This window comes from Streptomyces sp. NPDC091292 (genome assembly GCF_044757265.1).
Lineage (GTDB): Bacteria > Actinomycetota > Actinomycetes > Streptomycetales > Streptomycetaceae > Streptomyces.
In genome coordinates this window covers 264,602-289,729 of sequence record NZ_JBIVUQ010000004.1, presented here as the reverse complement: position 1 = coordinate 289,729, position 25,128 = coordinate 264,602, and the positions used below count along the sequence as shown (strand labels likewise).

General features: G+C 68.6%; 11 protein-coding genes. 7 read left to right on the top strand and 4 right to left on the bottom strand.

What is annotated here, in order from left to right; translation table 11 throughout:
- Window positions 1–175: 175 nt before the first annotated feature.
- Entirely contained in the window at window positions 176–976 is an 801-nt protein-coding gene (locus ACIQNU_RS15505) for a hypothetical protein (RefSeq protein ID WP_401366091.1), read from the bottom strand.
- Window positions 977–1,360: 384 nt separating this feature from the next.
- Between ACIQNU_RS15505 and ACIQNU_RS15500 the strand changes: the two genes are divergently transcribed.
- From ACIQNU_RS15500 to ACIQNU_RS15480, 5 genes are all read left to right on the top strand, one after another.
- Complete coding sequence (locus ACIQNU_RS15500) at window positions 1,361–7,669, top strand: protein kinase (protein WP_401366089.1); 6,309 nt, start codon at window positions 1,361–1,363, stop codon at window positions 7,667–7,669.
- A gap of 67 nt (window positions 7,670–7,736) precedes the next feature.
- Window positions 7,737–10,658: a helicase-related protein gene (locus ACIQNU_RS15495; RefSeq protein WP_401366087.1), complete on the top strand. Its 2,922-nt coding sequence runs from the start codon at window positions 7,737–7,739 to the stop codon at window positions 10,656–10,658.
- A complete protein-coding gene (locus tag ACIQNU_RS15490; RefSeq protein ID WP_401366086.1) occupies window positions 10,658–14,815 on the top strand; it encodes an Eco57I restriction-modification methylase domain-containing protein in 4,158 nt (1,385 codons plus the stop codon). The genes ACIQNU_RS15495 and ACIQNU_RS15490 overlap by 1 nt, the downstream gene beginning before the upstream one ends.
- A 989-nt stretch (window positions 14,816–15,804) precedes the next feature.
- Window positions 15,805–18,237: an AAA family ATPase gene (locus ACIQNU_RS15485; RefSeq protein WP_401366084.1), complete on the top strand. Its 2,433-nt coding sequence runs from the start codon at window positions 15,805–15,807 to the stop codon at window positions 18,235–18,237.
- The gene (locus tag ACIQNU_RS15480; RefSeq protein ID WP_401366082.1) at window positions 18,234–18,785 is read left to right on the top strand and encodes a hypothetical protein; all 552 of its coding nucleotides are present in this window, start codon (window positions 18,234–18,236) and stop codon (window positions 18,783–18,785) included. The genes ACIQNU_RS15485 and ACIQNU_RS15480 overlap by 4 nt, the downstream gene beginning before the upstream one ends.
- 32 nt (window positions 18,786–18,817) lie before the next feature.
- Here ACIQNU_RS15480 and ACIQNU_RS15475 read toward each other — a convergent pair whose 3' ends face one another.
- On the bottom strand, window positions 18,818–19,423 hold the full coding sequence (locus tag ACIQNU_RS15475; RefSeq protein ID WP_401366081.1) for a hypothetical protein: 606 nt from the start codon (window positions 19,421–19,423) through the stop codon (window positions 18,818–18,820).
- 136 nt (window positions 19,424–19,559) lie between these two features.
- On the opposite strand from ACIQNU_RS15475, the gene ACIQNU_RS15470 reads away from it, so the two are divergent.
- Window positions 19,560–21,437 carry a DUF4357 domain-containing protein gene (locus ACIQNU_RS15470; RefSeq protein WP_401366079.1) on the top strand — a complete coding sequence of 626 codons (1,878 nt, stop codon included), beginning with the start codon at window positions 19,560–19,562 and terminating at the stop codon, window positions 21,435–21,437.
- Window positions 21,434–22,702: an McrC family protein gene (locus ACIQNU_RS15465; RefSeq protein WP_401366077.1), complete on the top strand. Its 1,269-nt coding sequence runs from the start codon at window positions 21,434–21,436 to the stop codon at window positions 22,700–22,702. The genes ACIQNU_RS15470 and ACIQNU_RS15465 overlap by 4 nt, the downstream gene beginning before the upstream one ends.
- On the opposite strand, the gene ACIQNU_RS15460 is transcribed toward ACIQNU_RS15465, so the two are convergent.
- Window positions 22,662–24,320 (bottom strand): N-6 DNA methylase, encoded by a 1,659-nt coding sequence (locus ACIQNU_RS15460; protein WP_401366075.1) that lies wholly within the window; start codon window positions 24,318–24,320, stop codon window positions 22,662–22,664. The two genes, ACIQNU_RS15465 and ACIQNU_RS15460, sit on opposite strands and share 41 nt — an antisense overlap.
- A 329-nt stretch (window positions 24,321–24,649) precedes the next feature.
- Window positions 24,650–25,105 carry an NUDIX domain-containing protein gene (locus tag ACIQNU_RS15455; protein WP_401366412.1) on the bottom strand — a complete coding sequence of 152 codons (456 nt, stop codon included), beginning with the start codon at window positions 25,103–25,105 and terminating at the stop codon, window positions 24,650–24,652.
- Between the last annotated feature and the right edge of the window lie 23 nt (window positions 25,106–25,128).

Below are 25,128 nucleotides of genomic sequence, written 5' to 3'. Positions count from 1 at the left end.
GTGTGGTCTGGTTGGCGTGGTTGAGGGTGCTGCCCATGCCTGCGAGGCTACGTGGAGCGTTCGGCTGCCTTTGCGGTGTGGCTGCAAGTGCTCCGTGACCAAGCTGAGGTGGCGATCGGCTCTCTCCGATCACCAACGCTTCAGCACTGGGGGAGGCCGGCGAGAGCTATGCTTTTCACTGTGCCTTCGGCGACATCAACCACGCCTCGGCACCGCTCAGGAACTCGCCCATAGCGCCGAGGGACATCGGCGCCGACTCGTACTGAAGCGACAGGTTGACTTCGTACAGCTTGTAGGCTGGCTCGGTCTCCCGTGCGGCAGCGTACGCGGCTGCCAGCACCTGGACCGCCCGCTCGCGGGCGCCGGCTTCCACCGCCTCCACGAGGTCGGGCCAGAGCGTGTCACCGATGTAGTCGACAATTTCCATGACATGAGCCCCGGCCCGGCGGGCCCGGCCCTTGATCGCTTCCCGCTCGGCATCAGCGTGGTCCTCGGCCCGCTGGGAGTCCCGTTCGTCCAGGTCTTCCCAGGAGTGATCGCCCCAGATCTCTTCCCAGCGCTGATCCGCCCGTGCCAGCGCGGCCTTGAACGCGCCGTCCAGGTTCTCCTGCGAGAGCCGAGGATGATCCCAGGAGTCATCTTCGTCGAACGATGACAGGGGCAGGCTGAGATCGGGTACGGGATCGTCGTCGCGCAGGGCGGTGAGGAGCAGCACGGCATCTATTGCGGGCAGGACTGTCTCTATGTCCACCAGTCCTCGTAGAGAGGTGACGGACTGTTCGACGGCCACGTAGTCGTGCTCGGCGATCTGGTTGTCGAGGTCGCCATGGAGTTCGAGGACCTCACTTCCGATGCCCTCGATCTCTTCCATGCGGGCACTGATTTCGGTGTCGAGCCGCTCCACGATCTTTCGCAACTCACGGACGTCCTCGACCTCTTCCTCAAGTTCCGCTACGGCTTTGGCCAGATCGCCCATTTCGTCTCCCCATTCCGGCTGTCATGATCTGTCTTCGCGAGCACACTAATGACGAAGGTCGCGCAGTCCGTCGCCATCCGGTCACGGAGGCCGTTGCCTCGGCACCGCTGCGCCGGCCCCTCCCATGCCGCGACACCTGCGTGGGGCAGGCGACCTTGCTGGTCTGAGCCCGTTTCACCCCGCCCGTGGTCGTGCGGGGTGGATCGTGCAGCCGAGGTAGTCCACTCCATGGCGCGTTGACGATGTTAACACGCTAATGGTTGTTCACGTTGCGATTCTCGTGTACGTTCCTTCTCTGGGTGTTCTCGTCTGACACGATGAGCACGCCCGCCACATGGGGAAAACGCGTGCTCTCTCGGCGGGGCCGCACGGGGAGGCAGCAGCATGAGTGAGGGTTCCGAGACGGTCGCAGGGCGGTTTCGCCTGCTGAGCTACGTCGACTCGGGAAACATGGGTGAGGTTCACCGCGCCGAGGACCTGGACGAGGCCGAGGACTCTCCCGACCGCGTCGTTGCCCTCAAGCTCATCCGCCGCCGCCGCTCGGGGACGCTGGTGGAGACCCGCACCGATCCGAAGGCGGTCGAGCGGTTTGCGCGCGAGGTGCGCATCATGCATCTGCTGAGCCATCCCAACCTGCCCCGCACGATCGACGGTGGGGTGGACGAGACCAATGGCGATCTTCCCTTCCTCGTCATGGAATTCCTGGACGGGCATCCGCTCGCCGACCTCGTAGCGGAGGAGGGGCAGCTTCCGGTGCCCTGGGTCGCCGCCATCGGGGCACAGATGGCCGACGCCCTGGCCGCCGCTCATGCTGCCGAAGTGGTTCACCGAGACCTCAAGCCCCGCAACGTGATGATCACCCGCGGTGGCGTGGTCAAGGTCCTCGACTTCGGTATCGGCCGGATCGTCGACGACCCCGACGGCACCAAGCTGACCAGCACTGGAGTGACTGTCGGCACGGCCCGCTACATGGCGCCGGAACAGTTCGAGGGCAGCCTCGTCACCCAGGCCGCCGATCTGTACGCCCTCGGATGCCTGCTGCACGAGATGCTTCTGGGCAACCCGCCCTTCATGGGCAACACCGCCTTCGATTTCCGCGACAAGCACGTCAATCAGGAGCCGACGCCTGTGCGTCTGCTCCGTTCGGATGTGCCGGAGGCGCTGGCCCGCCTTGTAGACCGCCTCCTTGCGAAGAACCCCGCCGACCGCCCGACTGACGCGGTGGCCGTCCGGGATGCGCTGCTTCCTTTTGTGGCGGAGGGCAGCGCTCTTCCTGTCTGGCAGGACTTCGACCCGGTGAAGTGGCTGCTACGGCCGGCCAACGAGGCCGCCTCGGTCACCGGGCCGCAGTCTTCCGAGCCGGCGGCACCGGGACCCGCGAAGCGTTCCTTGTCTGGCTCCGGCATGGACGTATTCGGTGTGCACGAGCAGCTCATCAAGGACTACCGCTCGTTCACCGAGGGCGGCACCGTGATCCGCGACGAGCGCATCAAAGACTTCGTGAAGAAGGACCTTGATGACAAATCGCAGTGGCCCAACCCCTGGCTGTCGCTCAACCCCTTCTTCGCTTCCGCCGGAACGGTCGCGGAACTCGCCGCGCAGAAGGTCCTGCACGACGAATGCGCGAAGATCTTCCAGGCGGGGAAGTCCGAGGACTCCACCGTGTGCGACGGCCGCTCGCTCACCCTGCACCGTCACCAACGTGCGGCGATCGACGCGGCCGCGGCCGGCGTCTCCTACGTCCTGACCACCGGCACCGGTTCCGGCAAGTCCCTCGCTTACATGGTCCCGATCGTCGACCGGGTTCTCAACGAGCGGCAGCAGGTCGGGCCCGACGCGCCCAAGCGGGTGCGGGCCATCATCGTCTACCCGATGAACGCCCTCGCCAACAGCCAGCTCAAGGAGCTGGAGAAGTACCTGCGCAATGGTTACGGCGTCGGTAACGAGCCGGTCACCTTCGCCCGCTACACGGGCCAGGAGGACGACGAGACCCGCAGGCAGATCCGCAAGAACCCGCCGGACATCCTGCTCACCAACTACGTGATGCTGGAGCTGATGCTCACCCGGCCCGACGACCGCGACAGCCTCGTAGCCATGGCCGAGGGGCTGCGGTTCCTCGTCTTCGACGAACTGCACACCTACCGGGGGCGGCAGGGCGCGGACGTCGCCCTGCTGATCCGCCGGGTGCGCGACGCCTGCCGCGCCGACGACGTGCAGTGCATCGGGACCTCCGCGACGATGTCGACCGAAGGCAGTCTGGAGGAGCAGAAGAACGTGGTGGCCGACATGGCGACCAAGCTCTTCGGCACTAAGGTCAGCCCCCAGCACGTCATCGGCGAGACGCTGGTTCGCGCCACCGGCGAGACCCCGACCGCCGTCCCCGTCGAGCGCCTTACGAAGACCTCCGCCCCGCGTGCCTACGCCGACCTCGTGACCGATCCTCTCGCGCGATGGATCGAGACGTACTTCGGCCTGGGTACCGACGACGCCACGGGGCAGCTCGTGCGCCAGAGCCCCCGCAAGATCGAGGAGGCCGCCGCCGAACTCGCGGGGCAGAGCGGGGTGCCGGAGAAGCAGTGCGCGGACGCCCTTCGGGCCACGCTGGAAGCGGGCTCGCAGGCGTACCACCCCGTCACCGAACGCCCCTTGTTCGCTTTCCGGCTTCACCAGTTCCTGTCCAAGGGCGACACCGTCTACGTCACCCTGGAGAACAAGGCTGACCGCCACCCCACCCGTGACTACCAGCGGGTCCGACCCGGCACCGACGGACACGTCCTGATGCCCCTCGCCTTCTGCCGCGAGTGCGGTCAGGAGTACCTCACCGTGTGGCGCACGGAGAAGGAGGGCGAGGTCCGCTACGAGCCGCGCCGGGACACCGCTGCCACCGGGGGCCGCGCCGGTGACGGCTACCTCTACCTCGACACGGACCGCTATCAGCACACCACTCCTTGGCCCCACACCTCGGAAGAGGCCATCGCCGACCGGCGGCTGCCCGAGTCCTGGCTGGAGGTTGATGACAGGGGCCAGGAGGTCGTCAAGAAGTCCTACCGGGACCGGCTACCGCGGGCGATCACCGTCGACCCGTACGGAAACGAGTCCAAAGGCGAACTGCACGCGGCGTTCATCCCCGCCCCGTTCCTGTTCTGCCTGCACTGCTCGGTCTCCTACGAGCAGACCCGCGGGAAGGACTTCGCCAAGCTCGCCACCCTGGACCAGGAAGGCCGCTCCTCGGCGACCTCGCTGATCTCCGCATCCGTCGTGCGTTCGCTGAACAGCGTGCCGAAGGCGGCGCTCCCCGAAGAAGCACGCAAGCTCCTCACGTTCGTCGACAACCGGCAGGACGCCTCCCTCCAGGCCGGTCACTTCAACGACTTCGTCCAGGTCACCGAATTGCGCGGGGCGCTGTACCGAGCCGCCGTCGATGCGGGCCCGGACGGTATCCCGCATGAGGAGCTGACCTCCCGGGTCTCCAACGCCCTCGCCCTGGAGCCGGTCGTGTACACGGGCGCGTCCGACCTGCCCCCGCGGCTGGCCGCCGCCGCGGCCAGGACCCTGCGGGATGTGATCGCCTTCCGGCTCTACCTCGACCTGGAGCGTGGCTGGCGCGTCACCATGCCGAACCTGGAGCAGACAGGACTCCTGGAGATCGACTACGCCGACCTCCAGTGGGTCGCCGAGCGCCAGGAGCGCTGGGAGCAGGCGCACCCCTCCCTGCGTGAGGCCGACGCCTCCCTGCGCGGCGAGATCATGAAGGCGCTGCTCGACGAGATGCGCCGGTCGCTCGCCATCGACGTGCAGTACTTCCGTGACGACTTCGATTCACTCCAGAGCGCCAGTGAGGAGAGGCTGGTCGACCCGTGGGTGCTCTCCAAGAGCGACACCCCCAAGGTCGCCACCGCCTATCCTCAGCCCTCGAAGCCGGGGATGGACCGCGCTGGGGTGTTCCTGTCCGCGCGCGGCAAGTACGGCAAGTACCTGCGCCGCACGCATCGCGGGTTCGACAAGAATATGGACTCCGCCGACCTTCAGACGGTCATCGAGGATCTGCTGAAGGTCCTCAAGAACGCCGCGCTCGTGACCGAGGTGTCCGTGGCCCCGCAGAGGGCCGGGCGCTTCCGCAGGCCGACGACGACCGCCACCGGCTACCGGGTGTCGGCCGCCTCCATCATCTGGCGGGCCGGCACGGGCGAGACCGGCGCCCATGATCCCCTCACCCGTACGTATGCCAGTGGCGACGGCCCGCGCGTCAACGCCTTCTTCCGCCAGCTCTACCGCGAAACGGCCGACGGGCTGTCCGGGCTGTTCGCGCGGGAGCACACCGCGCAGGTCGACCCCGAGGACCGGCAGAAGCGGGAGGAAGCCTTCAGCAAGGCCGAACTCAAGCTGCTCTACTGCTCCCCGACGATGGAGCTGGGCGTCGACATCTCCTCGCTCAACGCTGTCATGATGCGCAACGTCCCTCCCACCCCGGCCAACTACGCCCAGCGCAGTGGCCGTGCCGGGCGCAGCGGCCAGCCCGCCCTCGTCACCACCTACTGCGCCACCGGCAACAGCCACGACCAGTACTACTTCCGCGACTCGGCCCGCATGGTGGCCGGCGCCGTGGCCCCGCCGCGCCTGGACCTGGCCAACGAGGACCTGGTCCGCTCGCACCTCCAGGGCATCTGGCTCGCCGAGGCCGACCTCACGCTGGGGCGGGCGATCCCGCAGATCCTCGACATCGCCCACGACGAGACCTCCGGCAGCCCGGATCCCGGCCTCGTTCTTCTTGACGGCATCCGGGACGCCTCCCACGACCCCGGCGCGCAGGACCGCACCGTGGCCGCCGCCCGGCGCATCCTCGGCCCGCTGCTGCCCCAGTTCGGTGAGACCACATGGTGGGACGAACGGTGGATCGAGGACGCCGTGCGCGAGGCGTCGAGCAATTTCGACCGGGCCTTCGACCGCTGGCGCGACTTGTACCGGGCGGCCCTCGTGGACCAGTACGTCCAGAACAAGCGGGTCCTCGACCACACCCTGACCGAAGGCGACCGGCGGCAGGCGTTCCGGCGCCGCACGCAGGCCGAGACCCAGCTCAACCTGCTCAAGAACGAGAGCCCGGACAACCGCTCCGTCCTGTCCGACTTCAACCCCTACCGCTACCTCGCGTCCGAGGGCTTCCTGCCCGGCTACTCCTTCCCCCGGCTGCCGCTGGCCGCCTTCATCCCCACGCGGGGCGGCCGTCAGGGCGACGGGAACTATCTCCAGAGGCCCCGCTTCCTCGCGATCCGCGAGTTTGGCCCCGGCGCGCTCATCTACCACGAGGGCGCCCGCTACCAGGTCACCCGCATCCAGCTGCCGCCCGACTCCTCCGGTGACATCTCCACCAGTGAGGCTCGCCGATGCGCCCACTGCGGCTACCTCGACGAACCCGAGCAGCGCCGGGACAAGTGCGAGATGTGTGACGAGCCGCTGGGTGCGCCGACCTACAATCTGCTGCACCTGCACACCGTCTACACCCAGCGCCGGGAGCGCATCTCCTCCGACGAGGAAGAGCGCCGCCGGGCTGGATTCCGGCTGGAGACGTCGTACCGCTTCCGGCGGCACGGCACGCGCAAGGGACGGCAGGACGCTCAGGTCGCCGACTTCGCCGGTCCGCTCGCCAAGCTCACCTACGGTGACTCCGCCACCGTCCGCATCACCAACGTCGGCAGGCTGCGCGCCAAGGACAACGAGCCGCCCGGCTACTGGCTCGACCCGGCCGACGGGCGTTGGATGAACGAGCGGGACGCCTCCGACGCCTCCGGTGACTCCAGCGAGATGCCCGTCATCGACGAGGACGGCAAGGAGAAGCGCCGCAAGAAGCGGGTCATCCCGTTCGTCGAGGACCGCCGTAACATCCTCGTCGTCACCCTTGACGAGCCGCTGCCGGAACCGGTCGCCCTGACGTTGATGTACGCCTTGGAGCGCGGCATCGAGACCGCCTTCGAGTTGGAGGACTCCGAGCTGACCAGCGAGCTGCTGCCGCCGGCCGACGGCCCGCGCGACCGGCTGCTGTTCACCGAGGCCGCAGAGGGAGGCGCGGGCGTCCTCCGGCGGCTCCAGGCCGAACCGCGGGCTCTGGCCAAGGCGGCCCAACAGGCTCTCGCCATCTGTCACTTCGATGAGGACGGTGAGGACGCACAGGGCCCGCACCCCGACCGGCCCTGTGCGCGAGGCTGCTACGAGTGCCTGCTGACCTACGGCAACCAGCTCCACCACGGCGTGATCAACCGCCACTCGGTCACTGCCCTGCTGCTTCGGCTTGCCTCTGCCGAAGCGACTAGCGAGAGGCGCGGTGAAACGACCACCGATCAGCACCGCAGGCTGGTGGCGGCGTCCGCCTCCACCCCCGGTCAGGCCGCCCGGCTCACCTCGGTGGAGGCGGAGTTCCTGACCTGGCTCAGGGAGCGCGGCCTCCGGCTGCCCGACGAGGCGGGGATCACGGTCCCCGAGGCCGACGCCCGACCCGACTTCGTCTACCGCATGCCCGGGGTCAACCTCGCCGTCTTCCTCGGCGACGTGGACGCCGAGGACGACGCGGCGCGGGACGAGGATGCCGAGGAGCGGCTGTACCTCGCCCGGTGGGACGTCATCCGCTTCCCGGAAGGCAGCGACTGGGACGCCATCGCCACCGAACACGCCCGCTACTTCGGTCTCGGCCCGTCCTCGTGACGGCACGCCCGCACTTCCCGCCCCGCCCGGCCGTGGAACCGGCTGACATCTCCGCGAGGATGCCCCGATGACGCACACCTACACCCCCGGCTCCCTGGTCACCGCCCGTGGCCGCGAGTGGGTCGTCCTTCCGAAAAGCGAGCCGGACCTGCTCGTGCTGCGTCCTCTGGGCGGCTCCGACGACGACATCTCCGCCGTCTTCCCCGCGTTCGAGCGGGTACGGGACGCGCAGTTCGCGCACCCATCCCCGGCCGACCTCGGCGACCAGCGGGCGGCCGGGCTGCTGCGCTCCGCCCTGCGGATCGGTTTCCGCTCCGGCGCCGGGCCGTTCCGCTCCCTCGCCGGCATCGCCGTGGAGCCCCGCGCCTACCAACTCGTGCCCCTCTTGATGGCTCTGCGGCAGCAGACCGTACGGATGCTGATCTCCGACGACGTCGGTATCGGCAAGACCGTCGAGGCGGGCCTGATCGCGAAGGAACTCCTGGCCCAGGGCGAGGCCAGGGGCCTGGCCGTGCTCTGTTCGCCCGCCTTGGCCGAGCAGTGGCAGGAGGAGCTGCGGACCAAGTTCGGCATCGACGCCGAACTCGTCCTCGCCTCCACGGTCTCCCGTCTGGAACGCGGCCTGGACCTCGGCCAGTCCCTGTTCGACCGGTACCCGCACGTCATCGTCTCGACGGACTACATCAAGTCCACCCGGCACCGAGACGACTTCGTACGGCACTGCCCCGACCTCGTCATCGTCGATGAGGCCCACACTTGTGTAGCCGCCGACGACACCGTCTCCACCCAGAATCAGCTCCGCTACGAGCTGCTGCGGCGCATCGCGGCGAACACCGATCGGCACCTCCTGCTGGTCACCGCGACCCCGCACAGCGGTAAGGAGTCCGGCTTCCGCAACCTCCTCGGCCTGGTCCGTCCGGAACTGGCCGACGTGGACCTGGAGACGGACCGTGGTCGACGGCTCCTTGCCCAGCACTTCGTGCAGCGCAAGCGTGGCGACGTACGCCAGTACCTCACCAGGGAGAGCGGGCTCGCAGACGACAGCCTGGCCGAGAAGACCGTGTTTCCCTCCGACCGCAAGTCCAAGGACGAGAAGTACAAGCTGTCCCCGGCGTACCGGGCGCTGCTCGACGACGCCATCGCCTACGCGAGCGAGCGCGTCCAGGCGGCGGATGAGCAGGGGCGGCGCGAGGCGCGGATCGCCTGGTGGTCGGCGATCGCCCTGCTGCGCTCCCTGGTCTCCTCGCCCCGGGCCGCCTCCCAGACCCTCACGACCCGCTCGGCCGCAGCCGTCGCTGCCAGCGCCGAGGAGGCCGACCGGCTCGCCGCCCCGCTGACCCGGGACTCCGCCGACAGCGACGCCCTGGAGGGCCTGGACGTGGCTCCCGGCGCGGAGACCGAGGGAGCCGGGGCACGGCTGGCCGACCTTGCCGAGCGGGCCGCCGCCCTGGAGGGCCCGGAAAGCGACCTCAAGCTCGCTGCCCTCGTCCGGCACCTCAAGGCACTCCTGAAGGACGGCTACCACCCGATCGTCTTCTGCCGGTACATCCCGACCGCCGAGTACGTCGCCGAGCACCTGGAGAAGAAGCTCGGCTCCAAGACGGTCGTCAAGGCCGTCACCGGCACCCTCTCCCCGCAGCAGCGACTCACCCGCATCGAGGAGCTGGCGACACTCGCCGGGGACGACCCCGCCGCCCGCCGCGTCCTCGTCGCCACCGACTGCCTCTCCGAAGGTGTCAACCTCCAGCACCACTTTGACGCCGTCGTCCACTACGACCTGGCGTGGAACCCCACCCGCCACGACCAGCGCGAAGGCCGGGTGGACCGGTACGGGCAGAAGCGCGACGAGGTCCGCGTCATCACCCTGTACGGCATCGACAACGGCATCGACGGCAAGGTCCTCGAAGTCCTCATCGCCAAGCACCGCCAGATTCGCAAGGACCTCGGTATCTCGGTCTCCGTCCCCGACGAGGCGTCCTCCGGCGTGACCGACGCCATCGTCGAATGGCTCCTGATGCGCGGCCACCAGCCCCAGCAGGAAGGGCTGTTCGACGTCGAGGCGCTGGAGACCCTGGATACGAGGGCTGCCGCGCTGGAGAGCGAGTGGAACTCCGCCGCGCAGCGTGAAACGGCCTCCCGCTCCCGCTTTGCCCAGCGCGCCATCCACCCGGAGGAGGTCGCCCGAGAGGTCGCCGCCATCCGCGACACTCTGGGCCGTGCGGACGAGGTAAGCGGCTTCGTCCGCCACGCACTGGCCGCCCTCGAAGCCCACGTGGTCGAAGCCGACGACGCATCGGGCGACTTCACCGCCGAGGTCAGCGGCGTTCCCGCCGGACTGCGCGATGCCCTCGCCCCCGTCGCGGGCGCCGACGTGGTCGAGTCCGGGCGGCCCATCCCGTTCCGCACCACTGCGGCCGTGGCCCGGGGCGAAGCCGCCCTCGTCCGCACCGACCCGGTCGTCGGAGCGGTCGCGGCCCACGTCCTCAACGCCGCCCTTGACACCGAGGCCGTCGGCCGTCGCCCCGCCCGGCGCTGCGGGGTGGTCTCCACGGACGCGGTGACTGTCCCCACGACTCTGCTCCTGCTCCGCTACCGATTCCACCTCACCCTGCCCTCCCGTCAGGGCAAACAGAGGATCGTCGCCGAGGACGCCCGCCTCCTCGCCTTCCAGGGCTCGGCGAAGAACCCGGTCTGGCTCCCCGAGGACCAGGCCCTGGACCTGCTGACCGCCGAGGCCGCGGAGAACACGGACGACTACTTCCAGGAACGGACGATGCGCCGCACCCTCGGACAACTGGACGCGGTACAGGACCATATGGCGGCCTACGGTGACGAACTCGCCGCTCAGCTGCACGAGTCACACCGACGGGTCAGGCGCGCATCCGACGAAATCGTCCAGGGCCTGAGGGTGACCGCCCAGCAGCCCGCCGACATCCTCGGCGTCTACGTCTACCTGCCCCCGATCACCGCAGACGGAGAGGCCGCCTGATGTCCGCCACCACCCGCAATCAGGTCTTCTCCGCCGTCCACACCGTCGGCGGCCTGCTCCCCGCCGACATGCTCGTCCGCATCTCGGAGAGCAAGGAAGGCAAGGACGTCCCCGGTTCCGGCCCCGCCGACTATCACGTGATCGGCCCCCGGCGGTCCGTCCGCGACGAGGCCGAGCGCCACTGGGACTACCTCAAGGCCGTCTGGCGCGAGCTCCGAGAGAAACTGCCGGTCAGCGCCGAGGCCGAGCTGCCCGCCGACCCGACCGGCCTCGCCGTCGACCAGTGGCTCGAACCCCTCTTCAACGAACTGGGCTTCGGCCGGCTCACCACGGTCGCAGCCGGCGAGTACCGCGCCGACGGCGACCCGGACCGCGCCTTCCCCATCAGCCACCACTGGCACCATGTGCCCGTCCACATGGCTGCCTGGAACGCCCTCCTCGACAAACGGCCCGGCGGCGTGGGCACCGTACCCCCGCACTCCCTCCTCCAGGAGTGCCTGAACCGGCGGGAAGCCCACCTGTGGGGCATCCTCACCAACGGCAGGCAGCTGCGCCTGCTGCGCGACTCCAACGCCCTGGCCACGGCCTCGTACGTCGAGTTCGACCTCGAAGCCATCTTCGACGGCGAACTGTTCAGCGAGTTCGTCCTGCTCTACCGGCTGCTGCACGTCTCCCGCTTCGAGACCGGCGAAGCGGGGCTGCCGTCCGCGTGCTGGCTGGAGCAGTGGCGTACGGAGGCCATCGCCTCGGGCACCCGGGCGCTCGACCACCACCGCGACGGCGTCCAGCGGGCCATCACCACCCTCGGCACGGGCTTCCTGCGCCACCCGGCCAACACGGACCTGCGCGACAACTTGGACGCGGACGGCTTGCACAAAGCCCTGCTGCGCCTCGCCTACCGGATGATCTTCCTCTTCGTCGCCGAGGACCGCGACGCCCTCCACGACCCCGACGCGAGTGACGACGCCCGCAAGCGGTACGCCGAGTACTTCAGCTCCGCCCGCCTGCGCCGCCACGCCCTGCGTCGCCAGGGCACCGCGCACGCCGACCAGTACGCCACCCTGCGGATCGTCCTGGACGCGCTGGGCCGTGAGGACGGCCGCCCCGAGCTGGGCCTGCCCGGCCTCGGCGGCCTCTTCGACGACATCGACGCCGACGCCCCCCTGCGGGACTGCTCCCTGTCGAACGCCTCCCTGCTGGAGGCGGTGCGCCACCTCTCCCGCGTACGCGACGAGAAGACCGCGCGCTGGCGGCCGGTGGACTACCGCAACATGGGCTCGGAGGAGCTCGGCTCCATCTACGAGTCCCTGCTGGAGCTGGTCCCCAAGCACAGCGCCACCGAGCGCTCCTTCGAACTGGTAAACCGGCTCGGCAACGACCGCAAGAAGACCGGCTCCTACTACACTCCCGCCTCCCTCATCGAGACGCTGCTCGACTCCACCCTCGACCCGGTGATTGACGATGCCCAGAAGCGCGGTGAACTGGCCGCCACGGCGGCGGGCGAGCCGGACCCGTCGGAGACGATCGTCCGCGAGCTGCTGTCCCTGACGGTCTGTGACCCGGCGTGCGGATCGGGCCACTTCCTCGTCGCGGCGGCGCGCCGCATCGCCAAGCGGGTGGCGGCCGTACGTGAGAGCAACCCGGAGCCGACCCCCGTCGCCGTACGCACCGCCCTGCACGAGGTCGTCGCCCGCTGCGTCTACGGCGTGGACCTCAACCCGATGGCGGTCGAGCTGGCCAAGGTCTCGCTGTGGCTGGAGGCCCTGGAGCCCGGGAAGGCGCTGGGCTTCCTGGACGCGCACATCAAGCACGGGAACGGCCTGGTGGGCACAACCCCCACGCTGATGCTCGACGGCATCCCGAACAAGGCGTTCAAGGCGGTCGAGGGCGACGACGAGAAGTACGCCAGGTTCCTGGAGAAGCAGAACGACCAGGAACGCAAGGGCCAGAGCGGACTCTTCGAGGTGGTCGTGGAGACGAAGGTCTCCAACACCGCCTTCGCCTCGGACCTCCGCCGGATTATCGCGGCCCCGTCCGGCAACCTGCGGCAGGTGCACGCCCAGCAGGCGGCGTACGAGGACTGGCGGGAGAAGAAGGAGTACGTCCACGCGCGGCACATCGCCGATGCCTGGTGCGCCGCGTTCATGTGGCGCAAGACCCAGGACGCCCCGGCCCCCGTCACTCACGAGGTGTTCCAGGATCTACGGGACCCCGAGGGCCGGTCGGCTTCGAAGGCGACCCACGACGAGATCGACGAACTGCGCGACCTCTACCACTTCTTCCACTGGCACCTGGAGTTCCCGGAGGTCTTCATGGTCCCGGAGCGGGCCGACGCGGGAGACGCCGTCGACCCGGCGACCGGGTGGGCGGGTGGCTTCTCGTGCGTGGTAGGCAACCCGCCGTGGGACAAGGTCGACTTCGAGGACAAGAAGTACTTCAGCGTGGTCGAGCCGTCGATCGCCGCCATCGCGGGCACGGCACGGCGTACGCGGATCGCGGAGTGGGAGGCCGAGAACGAGGAGGCCGGGAATCCCGAGGCGGGAAGGCGCTACCGGACGGCGCGGCGGATGGTGAAGTCCACGTTCCTGTTCGCGGGGGGCTCGGGGGCGTTTCCGTTGTGCGCGAAGGGGCTGACGGCCAAGGGGGTCAACTCCCTCCAGACCGACCAGCTGTTCGCGGAGCGCTTCGCGACGATCGCCGCCCCCAGGAGCCGCTTCGGCTGCATTCTTCCGACGGCCATCGCGACCGGCGCGGGAGCGCAGTACCTGTTCAGCGACTTCACCCGACGGGGAGCGGTGGCGGCGCTGTACGACTTCGAGAACCGCAAGCCGCTGTTCGTGGGGGTGGACTCCCGTTACAAGTTCTGCCTGCTCTCGCTGGTCGGCAGAGACCTCCGGGAGCCCGCGGCCCGTTTCGCGTTCTTCCTGGAGGACCCGGCGGATCTGGATGACGCGGACCGGGTGTTCGCGCTCAGCCCCGAGGAGATCGCCCTCATCAATCCCAACACCGGAACGCTGCCGATCTTCCGGACGCGGCGGGATGCGGATCTTACGGCGGCGATCTACAGGCGTATTCCGGTGCTGTGGAACGAGACGGAGAAGGGTGGGAACCCGTGGGGGGTTGCCTTCAAGCGGCTCTTTGACATGACCGACGACTCCGATCTTTTCCGTACCCGCGAGGAGCTGGACGGGGAGGGCTGGGAGCTGAGCGGGAATGTGTTTATGCGGGACGGGAAGAGGATGCTGCCCTTGTACGAAGGCAAGATGGCTCACCACTTCGACCACCGCTGGAACAGCTACTACGGCACGGGCAACGAAGACCGTCGGCGCCTCAGTCTTGTTGAGAAGCAGGACGCCGTAGGGGTAGCCATGCCCCGGTACTGGATCGCAGATGAAGGACTCATTCGAACTGTCCGGAAGGACAAAGAGGCTGAGGTCTCTGGTGTCGATCTGCGGCTGAAGGAGCTTGGATGGGAGCGTAAGTGGCTCTTCGGGTGGCGAGATGTGTGCCGCGCAACTGATGAACGCACTTTTATTGCTGCCCTGTTGCCGATCGGCGCAGTCGGGCATACCTATCCTCTGATGTTGCCAACCACGTCTCCCGAGCTTGTGACCTCTCTGGTGGCTGCGCAGAGTTCCCTCGTATTCGACTTTGTGAGCCGACAGAAGATCGGTGGTCTCCATATGGCGCTCATGACGTGGAAGCAACTTCCGGTGCCAGGCCCGAGCGAGATGGAGCCACACACGGCGTTCCTCGCCGCGCGTACCCGGGAGCTCGTCTTCACGACCGAGGATATGTCTCCGTTTGCCCGTGATCTTGGCGACATGGAACTCCCCTTCCGCTGGGACGAGGCCCGTCGCGCTCGGATCCGCGCCGAACTGGACGCGTACTTCTTCCACCTCTACGGAATCAACCGTGACGACACGGACTACATCCTGGAGTCCTTCCAGTCGGAGACCGGCGGCCTGAAGAACAACGACATCGCCAAGTACGGCCACTACCGCACCAAGGATCTCGTGCTCGCCGAGTACGACCGCATGGCCGCCATCGGTGTAAGCCTCACCACACGCCTCGTCGACGGCGAGAACTACACGTCCACGCTCACCCCGCCGCCCGGCCACGGCCCGCGTCATCCGGCCGAGCCTGAGGTCGCTTGACGAGCGCGGTCCAGGGTGGCAGGTCTACCGCTGCCCGCTGGCGGAGGCATCACGGGGAGGTGGGTTTCGCCGCCGCGGAGCCACTCGCTGCCGGTGTGTAGACCTGGGCCACGCTCGTACGTGTCCTGCAGACTCCCTCGGCCTCGGACGCTGCCCCCCGAGCGGGCCTGACTCCAGAGCTGTTCCGTCGGCGCCGTCCTCGACGTTGTGGTGCCCGGGGCGCCTCCGCGCACCGGTCGGCCGAATGTGGCGGCCGACGGGATCGGCTGACGTCCCGCCGTTCGTCGGCACAGGCGAGCCACAGCGCATAGGCGTGCCGCAGCTCGGCGAGGGCGTCCTCGTTCCATGCCCGGTCGGAGACCGAGACGCTGGCCAGGCGCCCAGGATGCGCAGCACGACCTGCCGTTCAGCCTCGGAAACGGCCACCCTGGCCGCCAAGGCGTCGAGTTCGTCGAGGAGGCGGGCGCGGCAGCGGAGTCTTCCTCGGCGAGACGGCCTTCGAGTTCCCGTGCAAGGGCGTGGCCGCGCTCCGAGGCTGTGTCGAGCAGCGTGCTGCATGCGTCGATCTCGGCGAAGGCGCGCTGCGCCGTCCGTAAGTCCATGTCGAGGACATCGCCGGGCTCGCCCGTCAATACGCGGGCGTGGTGGAGCAGAGCGCTTACGTGTGTACGCGCCGTCTCCAGCGGATCGTGCTCCAGCTCCGCCTGCACCCCCTGCCATCCAGCGTCCGTGAGTTCTTCCGTCCCGTTGGGTCGGGTGGGCTGTACTTGTCGACCCCTTCTCGTACTTCGGTTCAGACGGCTTGCATTCGCGGGTTCCGGGTGAGCGGACCGCCGGTGTGACCACCCCAGGGCCCATCGTACACATTTTCGACTTTGCGCACCTTCCAAAGTCTGTTGACATCGCCAACACACATCCTGGAGGATCGAACCGTGAACAGCGCGGCGGTCCCGTCGCGCTCTCCACCTGATTGGGCAAGGAGCACCGCCATGACCGAAGACATCCCTCTGCGTCAGCTGCTCGACGACCGCCTCACCGCGTCCCTCGCCGCGTCCGAACTGGCCCCGGCGGCGGCCGACCTGCTGCGCGGGATGCTTCCCGAACCGCCCCCGGAGAAGACCGGACGGGCCGGGCCTGTGTACCTGCGCTCCATCACGGCTGCGGGCTGGCGGGGGGTCGGTCCTGAGACCACGCTCGACCTTCCGCCCGGCCCCGGTCTGACCGTCGTCGAGGGCAGCAACGGAACGGGCAAGTCGAGCTTCGCGGAGGCCGCCGAGATGGCGCTGACGGGCCTCAACACCCGCTGGGACGGGAGCAACGGCAAGGCGCGTACGGCGGTGTGGAGGGAAGGGTGGCGCAACCTGCACGACTGCACGGTCCCGGCCGTCTCCGTGCGGCTCACCCTGGATGACACCGGCGACCCGGTCACCGTGCGCCGCACGTGGTACGGGGCGAAGGTGGACGAGGCGCGCACGACGGTGGAGCGTGCGGACGGCACGGAGCAGAAGCTTGAGGAGAGCATCGACGCCTCGACGCTCGCCCTCTACCGCCCGTTCCTGCCGTACAGCGAGCTGGGCTCGATGGTCGACGGGACGCTCAGCGCCCTGCACAACACCCTGGCCCGGTTCATCGGGCTCGGCCAGCTCGGCGACATCGACGACCGGCTCGCGGCCCGTATCAAGGCGTGCAAGGACATCGAAGGTCGGCCCCGCGCCTTGAAGACCTCGGCGATCGAGGCCCTGACCGGGCTCGATGACCAGCGTGCCGTCGAGGCGGCTCGGGCGCTCGGCGGACGCACAGCCGATGTGGACGCCGTACGCGCCTTGCTCGACCGGGACGCGGTCACCGACGGTGGCGTGGACGTTCGCCTCCGGGCACTCGCCACCCTGACCGGCCCCGACGAGCAGGAGGTCGCCGGCGCGCTGGCGCGGCTGCGGGAGGCGGTTGCCGCGGCCGAGGACGCACGGCACTCCGACGCCGAGGACGCGCGGCGTCTCGCCGGGCTGCTGGAGAGCGCCCTGGAACACCGTCACCGCTCCCAGAGCGCCGACTGCCCCGTCTGCGGCACCGCGGACCGTCTGGACCGGTCCTGGGCGGAAAACACGCGGGCGGAGATCGAGCGGCTCCAGTCGGAGGCGGCCGGGGCGGAAGCGGCACATCGGACGCTCAGCGCCGCGCGGCGTGCAGTCCACGACCTGGTGCAGCCGGTGCCTGACCTGCTGCGGTCCGAGGAGTCGGTACTGGCGGGCCTCTGGCGCGAATGGTCCCTGTGCCGGAGCCTGACCGACCCCGCCGAGCTGGCGAACAGCGTCGAACGCATCGCCCCGACGCTCGGCGCGGCATGCTGGCAGGTGAGCGAGAAGGCCGCTCGCAGGCTCACCGACCGCAACACCGCCTGGCGGCCCGCGGCCGTTCGGCTTGCCGAGTGGCTCGGCGCGGAGGAGAAGGCCAAGGAGGCGAAGGACGAGCGCGGGGAGATCGAAAAGGCCCGCTCCTGGCTCAGGAAGCTGACGGACGAGCTGAGGGACGAGCGGATGGCGAAGTTCGTCAAGCAGTCGCAGGCCGTGTGGAAGAAGCTCTGCGAAAGCAGCAGCGTGTCGCTCGGGAACATCACGCTGAAGGGCACCGCCCGGCAGGGGAGCGTAAAGCTCGGCGTCTCCGTGGACGACCAGGAGGCGCCCGCGTACAGCGTGATGAGCCAGGGCGAACTGCACTCGCTCGCCCTGTCGCTGTTCATTCCCCGCGCGACGCACGACGACAGCCCGTTCGGCTTCGTCGTCATCGACGACCCGGTGCAGTCGATGGACACGCAGAAGGTGGAAGGGCTGGCCGCCGTCCTGAACGACTGCGCCCGCCACCGTCAGGTGGTCGTGTTCACCCACGACACTCGCCTGGAGCAGGCCATCTCCCACCTCGGCATCGAGGCGACGATCCTCCGCATCTCCCGCGAGAGCGACTCGGTCGTCACCGTCGAGAAGAGGAGCGATCCCGTCAAGCAGGCGTTCGGGGAGGCCCGTGCCCTCTCCTACGATCAGCATCTTCCCCAGCGCGTCGCCGACCGGGTGATTCCGGCGATGTGCCGGAACGCCCTCGAAATCGCCTGTATGGAGACCGCGCGCCGAACGCTGCGGGACGACCACGGCCTTGGCCTCGCGGAGATCGAGGAGCGTATCGCCAAGGTGGAGCGGACCAAGGAGTACCTGGCCCTTGCCCTGCTCGGAGATTCCTCCGGGGAACCGCAGACGGTGGTCCAGAGCCTGTACACCGGGGGATGGACGCTGATCAACGAGCTCAACGCGGACTCCCACCCGGGGCTGCCGACCACGGGCGACCGCAAGCAGCTCGTGACGCGTACGGAGAGGCTGGCCGAAGCGATCCAGCGTGGCCGGGGAACGGTCGGACCGCAGGGCGGTGCCCGATGAAGAACAACGCCCGCGAACTCGTCTCCGCCGCAGAGGCCCTCCTGCGGCCTCCGGCAGGCACGGCGGGAGCGCTCAGCCCCGGCGTACGGGCCCGCGCCGCCGCCGTGCTCCTGCGCCTCGCTCTCGACCAGCGGCTGGACGACTTCTGGCACGGTATCGCCCCCGGCATGACGCGCGTCGCCAAGCACCGCATGCTGTGCCTGGAGGCGTACACGGACCGCCGGACCGCCCGGCGCTGGCGCCTCACCTGGTCCGCGCTCAGCGGCGTCTGTCACCACCGCGTGCCCGAACTGCCTCCCATGCCCGCCGAGATCCAGGCGCGTCTGCTGGAGGTGAACGCCCTGCTGGACGCACTCGACGCGGCGCCGCCTGCCGTCACAGCCGTCACCCGCGTCCCGGTCCAGGGTCTCCTGGCCGACCCGACCACGGCACCGGCGGCGGCCCCCGCCACGACCCCTGCGCGAGAACCGCGGGCAGGCCACCCCGTCCCGAAGCCCGGTCCGCCGCCGGGGCGCGGAGTCGTACCTCGGGTGGTCGGCACCTTGTGACCGGTGCCGAAAGGCGTCGACACCCTCGGCGGCTACGACCGCACGACATCCGGCAGCCAGCCGATGTGGCGCAGCGTCGGCGCGACCCGGCTGAGCAGGAAGAACACGACGGGCGATTCGTCGTCGTCCTGCGGGAAGAAGAGAGCGTGCTGAACGGAATCCGTGTCCTGCGGCTCGTCCAGGTCGATGAGCAGCGGGTCCGGCCCCTCGAAGGCCACGTCAAGCACCACCCCGGGACGAGCGGTCAGCTCACGCAGATCGTCGAGACCACACACGTCGGCGAAGTCGGCCGTGGTGAAAGTCTTCTTGAAGCTCGGGCGGACACCGGGGACGGCGACCCATCCCATGATGCGCAGCTCCCCTCCCCGGAGTCCGGACTCCTGGATACCGGCACGCCGCCGGTTGTGCAGGTTGGACAACGGAGCGGGCATCTCCGGCACGACGGCGGGCTGGTACAGGACGAGATCGCGCTCCCCGTTCTCCCACCGCGTGTCATGGATCGTCAGACCGGGGCGGCCGGCCAGCTGAACTCGCCATACATCCGCCACGCCCCTGGACTGCGCACCGGAACATGTGGCGGCGTAGTCCTTCGGCGTCGTGCCGTCCTGTCGCAGTGTGAGCTGATCCATGATGGTCATGGCGACTGTGTCCCCCCACCTGTGGGGCCCACTTCCCGTGCTCCCCTGGCGGGAGCCTATTCGCCTAACTGCGTTGATGAGTAGGGTTGTTGAGAAAGGTGGCAATGCCAGTGCTGTCCGGAATGCGGGAGCGGACGTGACCGAGGCCGACGAAGTACCCCCCGGCCTCCAGGAGTCACCGCGGTTCCTGCTGCGACTGCCCGGGGCGAGCGGGGTCGACCGGGCACGAGGGGTACTGCTGGACGAGGTAGGGACCAACGGAAGCCGAAAGTTCCGCATTCTGGCGGGCTCGCCCGCCCGGGATCGTGAGATGCCGTCCTTCTCCAAGCACTTCTCCGCCACGGCCAGAGTGCGGGAGATGATGAAACAGACAGCCGTGCTGCGCCCGTCCACTCGCTGGCCGGGGTGGCTGGAACTGGCCCAGGACGTCGACTGCGGGTCCCCGTCCTTCGCCGCGGGCGTGCTGGTCGGGGCGCCGCGCAACGGCTGGGTCGACTGGAAGACGGAAGCGGGGGCGCCGCTGTCGGACTTCATGGAGGGGGTCTGGTCGGGCCCCGCCAGGGCCTGGCTCGTCCGGGGCTCCAATGTGTCCGGTGCCGACCTCGTCCAGAAGCTGTGGCTTGCCGAGGAGCGGGTCTCTCTCGCCGCTCCCCGCCTGCGCCAGGGGATCGGCCAGGGAACCAGCAAGGAGCGCCTGCGCACGGTTGTCGAGGAGGACTGGGGCACCACGGCCACGTACAACCAGAAGCTGGAACTCGTCGAGGAACTCCACGCGTTCCTGTCCCGGATGAAGCCCGGCGACACCGTGTGCACCCTGTCCGGCGGACGGTTCTACGTCGGTGAGATCACCGGACCCGCCGAGCAGACCGTCTCCGACAATGGCAGGTCCAATCTGCGGCGGCCCGTCGAGTGGCAGAGCACAGGCCACCCGTACGACGTGCTGCCCGAGGAGATCCAGCAGCGGCTTTCCGTCCAGCACGACGTCGTGGACCTCACCGCGGTCCAGCCGCTCATCGAGGGGCTCGGCCTGACCGACGAGGAACTGGCAGACGAGGCGGAGGCGATAGAGCGCGACCCCAGCGGAACGACACCCGCCCTCACCGCCCGACGTGAGCTGGAACTCCCCGTGCCGCAACAGCACCTCGCCGACGAACTGCTGGTGCACGACGTGGCCTGGCTGCGGGACATCCGCGACCTGCTGTGGGACGAACGGCAGCTGATCCTGTATGGCCCGCCCGGGACGGGTAAGACGTACACGGCCCTCAAACTCGCCGAATACCTCGGCGGCGGGCCCGAACAGGTGAAGCTCGTGCAGTTCCACCCCTCTTACGCCTACGAGGACTTCTTCGAGGGGTTCCGCCCGCGCGAGGACCCGGAGACAAGGGAAGTCGCCTTCCGCCTCACCGCCGGCCCTCTGCGCGAGCTCGCCGACCTGGCGTCCCGCGAGGGCAACCGGCACATCCCGCACTTTCTGATCATCGACGAGATCAACCGGGCGAACCTGGCCAAGGTCTTCGGCGAGCTGTACTTCCTCCTGGAGTACCGAAACAAGTCGGTACGGCTCACGTACTCAGGCGACGACTTCGCACTCCCGCCGAACCTCTTCGTCATCGGCACGATGAACACCGCCGATCGGTCGATCGCCCTGGTGGACGCGGCGATGCGACGGCGCTTCGCCTTCGTCGAACTGTCACCCCGCACCGAGCCCACCAGCGGCCTGCTACGGCGCTGGCTCGACCGGGAGGGGCTCGAAACCCGGGCCGCGGACCTGCTGGACGCGCTCAACTCCCTCATCGATGAAGCCGACTTCCGTATCGGCCCCTCCTACCTGATGAAGAAGGGGGTGCACCGGGAGGGCGGACTGGAGCGCACCTGGCGGACCAAGATCCTGCCACTGCTGGAGGAGCATCACTACGGGGAGTCCTTCGACATCGAGAAGCGCTACGGCCTGAACGCCCTGGCCCGGTCCATCAGCGACAGCGATGGCGAATCGTACGAGCAGCCCTCGCCGTGACGACCGTCGAGTTGACCGAGTACGGCCCGCCCGTCATCGTGCCTCTCCCGGACGGTGTCGGGCGCTCGCTCGCCGCCTCCCGGATCGTCGAGGCCGCCCCCGATGCCTACCGGCCGGGCTGCTGGCGACTGCGCGCCGGCGGCAAGGTCGGCGCTGTGGCCCTCAGGTCACCGGGGCGCGGTCCCGTCACTCTCCGCATCGCCCCCAAGGTGCCGGTCGCGCGGCTGTTCTTCCTCATCGGCTACGCATCCGACCCTCACATCCACCGGGACGGCGAGGTGAGCGTCGCCGAGCAGGACGAGCTGCTTCCCGCACTGGCGCAGGGATTCGAGAGAACTCTCGAACGTGCCCTGCGGCAGGGAGTGCTCCAGGGATACCGGCACATGGAAGAGGCCGCGCCGTTCGTCCGAGGCCGTGTCAGGGAAGCGGATCAGGTCCGGCGGCACCACGGGCGGGCGTTCCCGGTCGAGGTCGCCTACGACGACTACGGGACAGACATCGCGGAGAACCGGCTGCTGCGCGCTGCCACGGAGCGGCTGTTGACCCTGCCCAGGGTGCCCGACAGCGTACGTCGTCGACTGCGCCACCACCGGGGCCGGTTGCTGGACGCACAGCCGCTGATCCGCGGCAGCCGTGATCTGCCGCGGTGGAGGTCGAGCCGACTCAACCTCCGCTACCAGCCCGCGCTACGGCTGGCCGAGACGGTGCTGCGCGGCTTGTCCGTCGAGCATGTGAGCGGCCGTATCACCATCGACGGATACCTCTTCGACACCCACAAGATCTTCGAGGACTTCGTCTGCACCGCATTGCGCGAGGCGCTGACGCAATACGGGGGGCGCAGTGCACTTCAGGCGCAGGGCGTGTACCTCGATGAGGCCGAAACTGTTCGGACGCGCCCGGACCTGGTCTGGTACGGCAACCATGGCATCCCACGAGCTGTAGCGGACGCCAAATACAAGGCCGAGAAGCCCGAAGGATTTCCGGACGCCGACCTCTATCAGATGCTTGCCTACTGCACGGCGCTCGGACTCTCTGACGGTCATCTCGTCTATGCGAAGGGCTACGAGCCGAGCGCGACGCATCGCGTGCGGCACGCGGGGATCGGCATCCACCAGCACGCCTTGGCCCTGGAACAGTCGCCCGACGAGCTACTGGCCGCGATCACGTTCATCGCCCGTTTGATGGTCGAAGGGTCGGTCGCGACGCGACCTCCACAGGAATCCGTCAGGCATCGTCCTCGGGAGGCAGAAGCGCCCCGTTGGTGAGGCCGTCACGGGCGAGAGCGCTGAGCTGTCCTGCCAGCCGGGTCACTTCGCCGATGTGCTCCTCGAATTCTTGGAGCGCGCGGAAGGCGGCGCCGTAACGGCGTTGTTCCTCGACGGCCATCTGCGGGATCCGCGCCCCCTTGACGTCGAGGCGGTAGGAGCCGCTGCTGCTCGTCGAACGGCGGTTGTTGGAAGCGCTGCGCAGGAATCCCCGTAGATACCCGGTGTCCAACTGCTCGCTGGTAGAGGTTGGTTCAGCATGAGCGAGATTGACGAGCCCGGCACGGAAGAGGTCGGCCAGGCTGATCGTCGCGCTGTCCAGCGTCCCCGGCCCGTCGCCTGCTGTGAGGGTCGGCAGCAATGCTGTCAACCGATTGAGCCGCTCCTCGATACCCCGTTGCAAGGCGCGGTACTCGGCTGGGAAGTCCTGTCGGGAAGCGTCCACGTGCGCGCTCGGTGTGAGGTCGACAGAGTCGTTCAGGAGGTCGATCAGCGGTACGTCGACGACTTGCTCGGCTGTCGGCTCCATGGGGCCGTCGGGCGCATTGGCGGTGAGGTCCACCATCCGCACTGAAGTCGCGCTGTGAGAGGGGCCGCCCGGGCGGTGCAGCGTCCACAGGTGCACTGGTTGAGCGTGTGATGCCACCATGCCGGGCGGCAGTGCGACGATCTCTGTAAGGAGGCCGCGGCGGACGATTTCGGCCCGGATGCGCCTGCCCGCCTTGCGGTAGGCCACGGAAGCGGGCATGACGACCAGGGCCCGACCGCCTGGAGCGGTATGGGCGTAGCAGTGCTGGAGCCAGGCCAGATCCCCCTCGGCTTTGGAAGGCGTGCCCAGTTCCCAGCGGGCATCGAGGAGCAGCTCCTCCCGGCCCCAGTCCGGGCCGGCGGCCGGCGGGTCACACAGGACGAGGTCTGCCCGCAGATCAGGCCAGCGGTCCTCGCGGAGGGAGTCCCCGGTCTCGATGGCGGTGTCCTGCGATCCTGCGAGCTCGGCTCGCGCCTGGGCCAGTTCCCCGGCCGCTGGATCGATCTCCTGGCCCCGTCGGACCGGTCCTTCGGCCGGTCCGACGGAGAGGAGGAGCGTCCCGATACCGCAAGCCGGATCGAAGATGACGGAGTCGTCGGGCACTGGCCCCGTGAAGTGACTCACGGCCTTTACTAGCCGCAACGACGTGACTTGGTCGGAGCCGGCACGTCGCGAAGAGTCCAGGAAACGCTCGACCAACTGGTTGATGGCGTGGGCTGCTGATTCCTTCGCCACCAGCCTCGCAGCCAGCTCAGTCAGGTTGTCGTCCAGCGTGGAAGTGTCATCGTGGGCGAGAAAGCGGGCAACGCCCGCGATGCCTGCGACTATGTCGTCGCCAAAGGCGCCCCGTAGAGCCTGCCACAGGCGGACATCGTCCGAGAGGTCGCTGCCTTTCTGTTGCTTGGACAGCCATGAACGGACTTCGGCTGGCGAAAAGAGGGGCGTGCTTGCTCCGCCGTCGGCGGGTGCTGGGAAGTCGCTGTACCGCCGCCTCCAGTTGGAGACAGCGGCTCGTGTCACCCCCGCCAGCCTGGCAATCTCTGCACCAGTGATCAGTGGTTCGGAAGCCGGGGGAGTCGATTCCTTCATAGTTCCACCGTACACGCAATCGGGATAGAATCCGATAGTCTATGCGTTGGCGATGTCAACAAGGCTATGGGGTGGACGAGTGGTGAGCGCGGCTCCCTGGTGCTACTTGCGGCCCGCGTTACCCCCCTTCGCGGTTCCACGGGGTCTCTCCGGTTATCCGCCGTTGAACGGCCTGCCCTCCACCTGGTGACCGGGATTGCCGGTCGTCCGACCACGTCGAGTGCTGCTGTGCCCTTCGAGGTCGAAACACAGCCATCCTGATCAGACCGACGAGCCGAGTCGGCTTCGAGGCGAGCATGTCGCGCGCGTTGAGGCCAGACGGGCCCTGGTCAAGCCCCTGTTTCTGGCGACACCCCTTGTTCCAGGTACGCGGTCAGGCCGGCTTCGCGGGCCAGGATCCCGGCGGTGATCCGGCGTGCGAGGCGTGGAATGGTGAGCTCTGGTAGTTTCTCGGCGTCGTGGAAGTCGTAGCCGCGGAGCTCGTCGGCCTGCAAGGTGATCTGCTGGCGCTGTTCCGCACCGAGACGGCCACCGTCGAAGAGATAGAGGACCTTGTCTCCCTCTCCCGGATTCGGTGCCCAGTCCACGACGAGCAGGCGGCTGATCCGGGGCTTGATGCCCAGCTCCTCGTGGACTTCGCGCACGCAGGCTTGCCGGGGAGACTCCCCACGCTCGACGTATCCGCCGGGGATGTCGCGGTAGTCCTTGTACGAGGGTTCGACGAGCAGGACGCGGTCGGCGTCGTCGAAGAAGAGGGCGCCGGCTGCCATGCGTGGATGGGCCATCTTCGCTTCGTGCTCGTGCTCGT

Excerpts from the sequence above, each read along its gene's own strand:
- ACIQNU_RS15505 (WP_401366091.1), bottom strand. The coding sequence starts at position 976 with ATGGGCGATCTGGCCAAAGCCGTAGCGGAACTTGAGGAAGAGGTCGAG.
- ACIQNU_RS15500 (WP_401366089.1), top strand. The coding sequence starts at position 1,361 with ATGAGTGAGGGTTCCGAGACGGTCGCAGGGCGGTTTCGCCTGCTGAGC.
- ACIQNU_RS15495 (WP_401366087.1), top strand. The coding sequence starts at position 7,737 with ATGACGCACACCTACACCCCCGGCTCCCTGGTCACCGCCCGTGGCCGC.
- ACIQNU_RS15490 (WP_401366086.1), top strand. The coding sequence starts at position 10,658 with ATGTCCGCCACCACCCGCAATCAGGTCTTCTCCGCCGTCCACACCGTC.
- ACIQNU_RS15485 (WP_401366084.1), top strand. The coding sequence starts at position 15,805 with ATGACCGAAGACATCCCTCTGCGTCAGCTGCTCGACGACCGCCTCACC.
- ACIQNU_RS15480 (WP_401366082.1), top strand. The coding sequence starts at position 18,234 with ATGAAGAACAACGCCCGCGAACTCGTCTCCGCCGCAGAGGCCCTCCTG.
- ACIQNU_RS15475 (WP_401366081.1), bottom strand. The coding sequence starts at position 19,423 with ATGACCATCATGGATCAGCTCACACTGCGACAGGACGGCACGACGCCG.
- ACIQNU_RS15460 (WP_401366075.1), bottom strand. The coding sequence starts at position 24,320 with ATGAAGGAATCGACTCCCCCGGCTTCCGAACCACTGATCACTGGTGCA.
- ACIQNU_RS15455 (WP_401366412.1), bottom strand. The coding sequence starts at position 25,105 with ATGGCCCATCCACGCATGGCAGCCGGCGCCCTCTTCTTCGACGACGCC.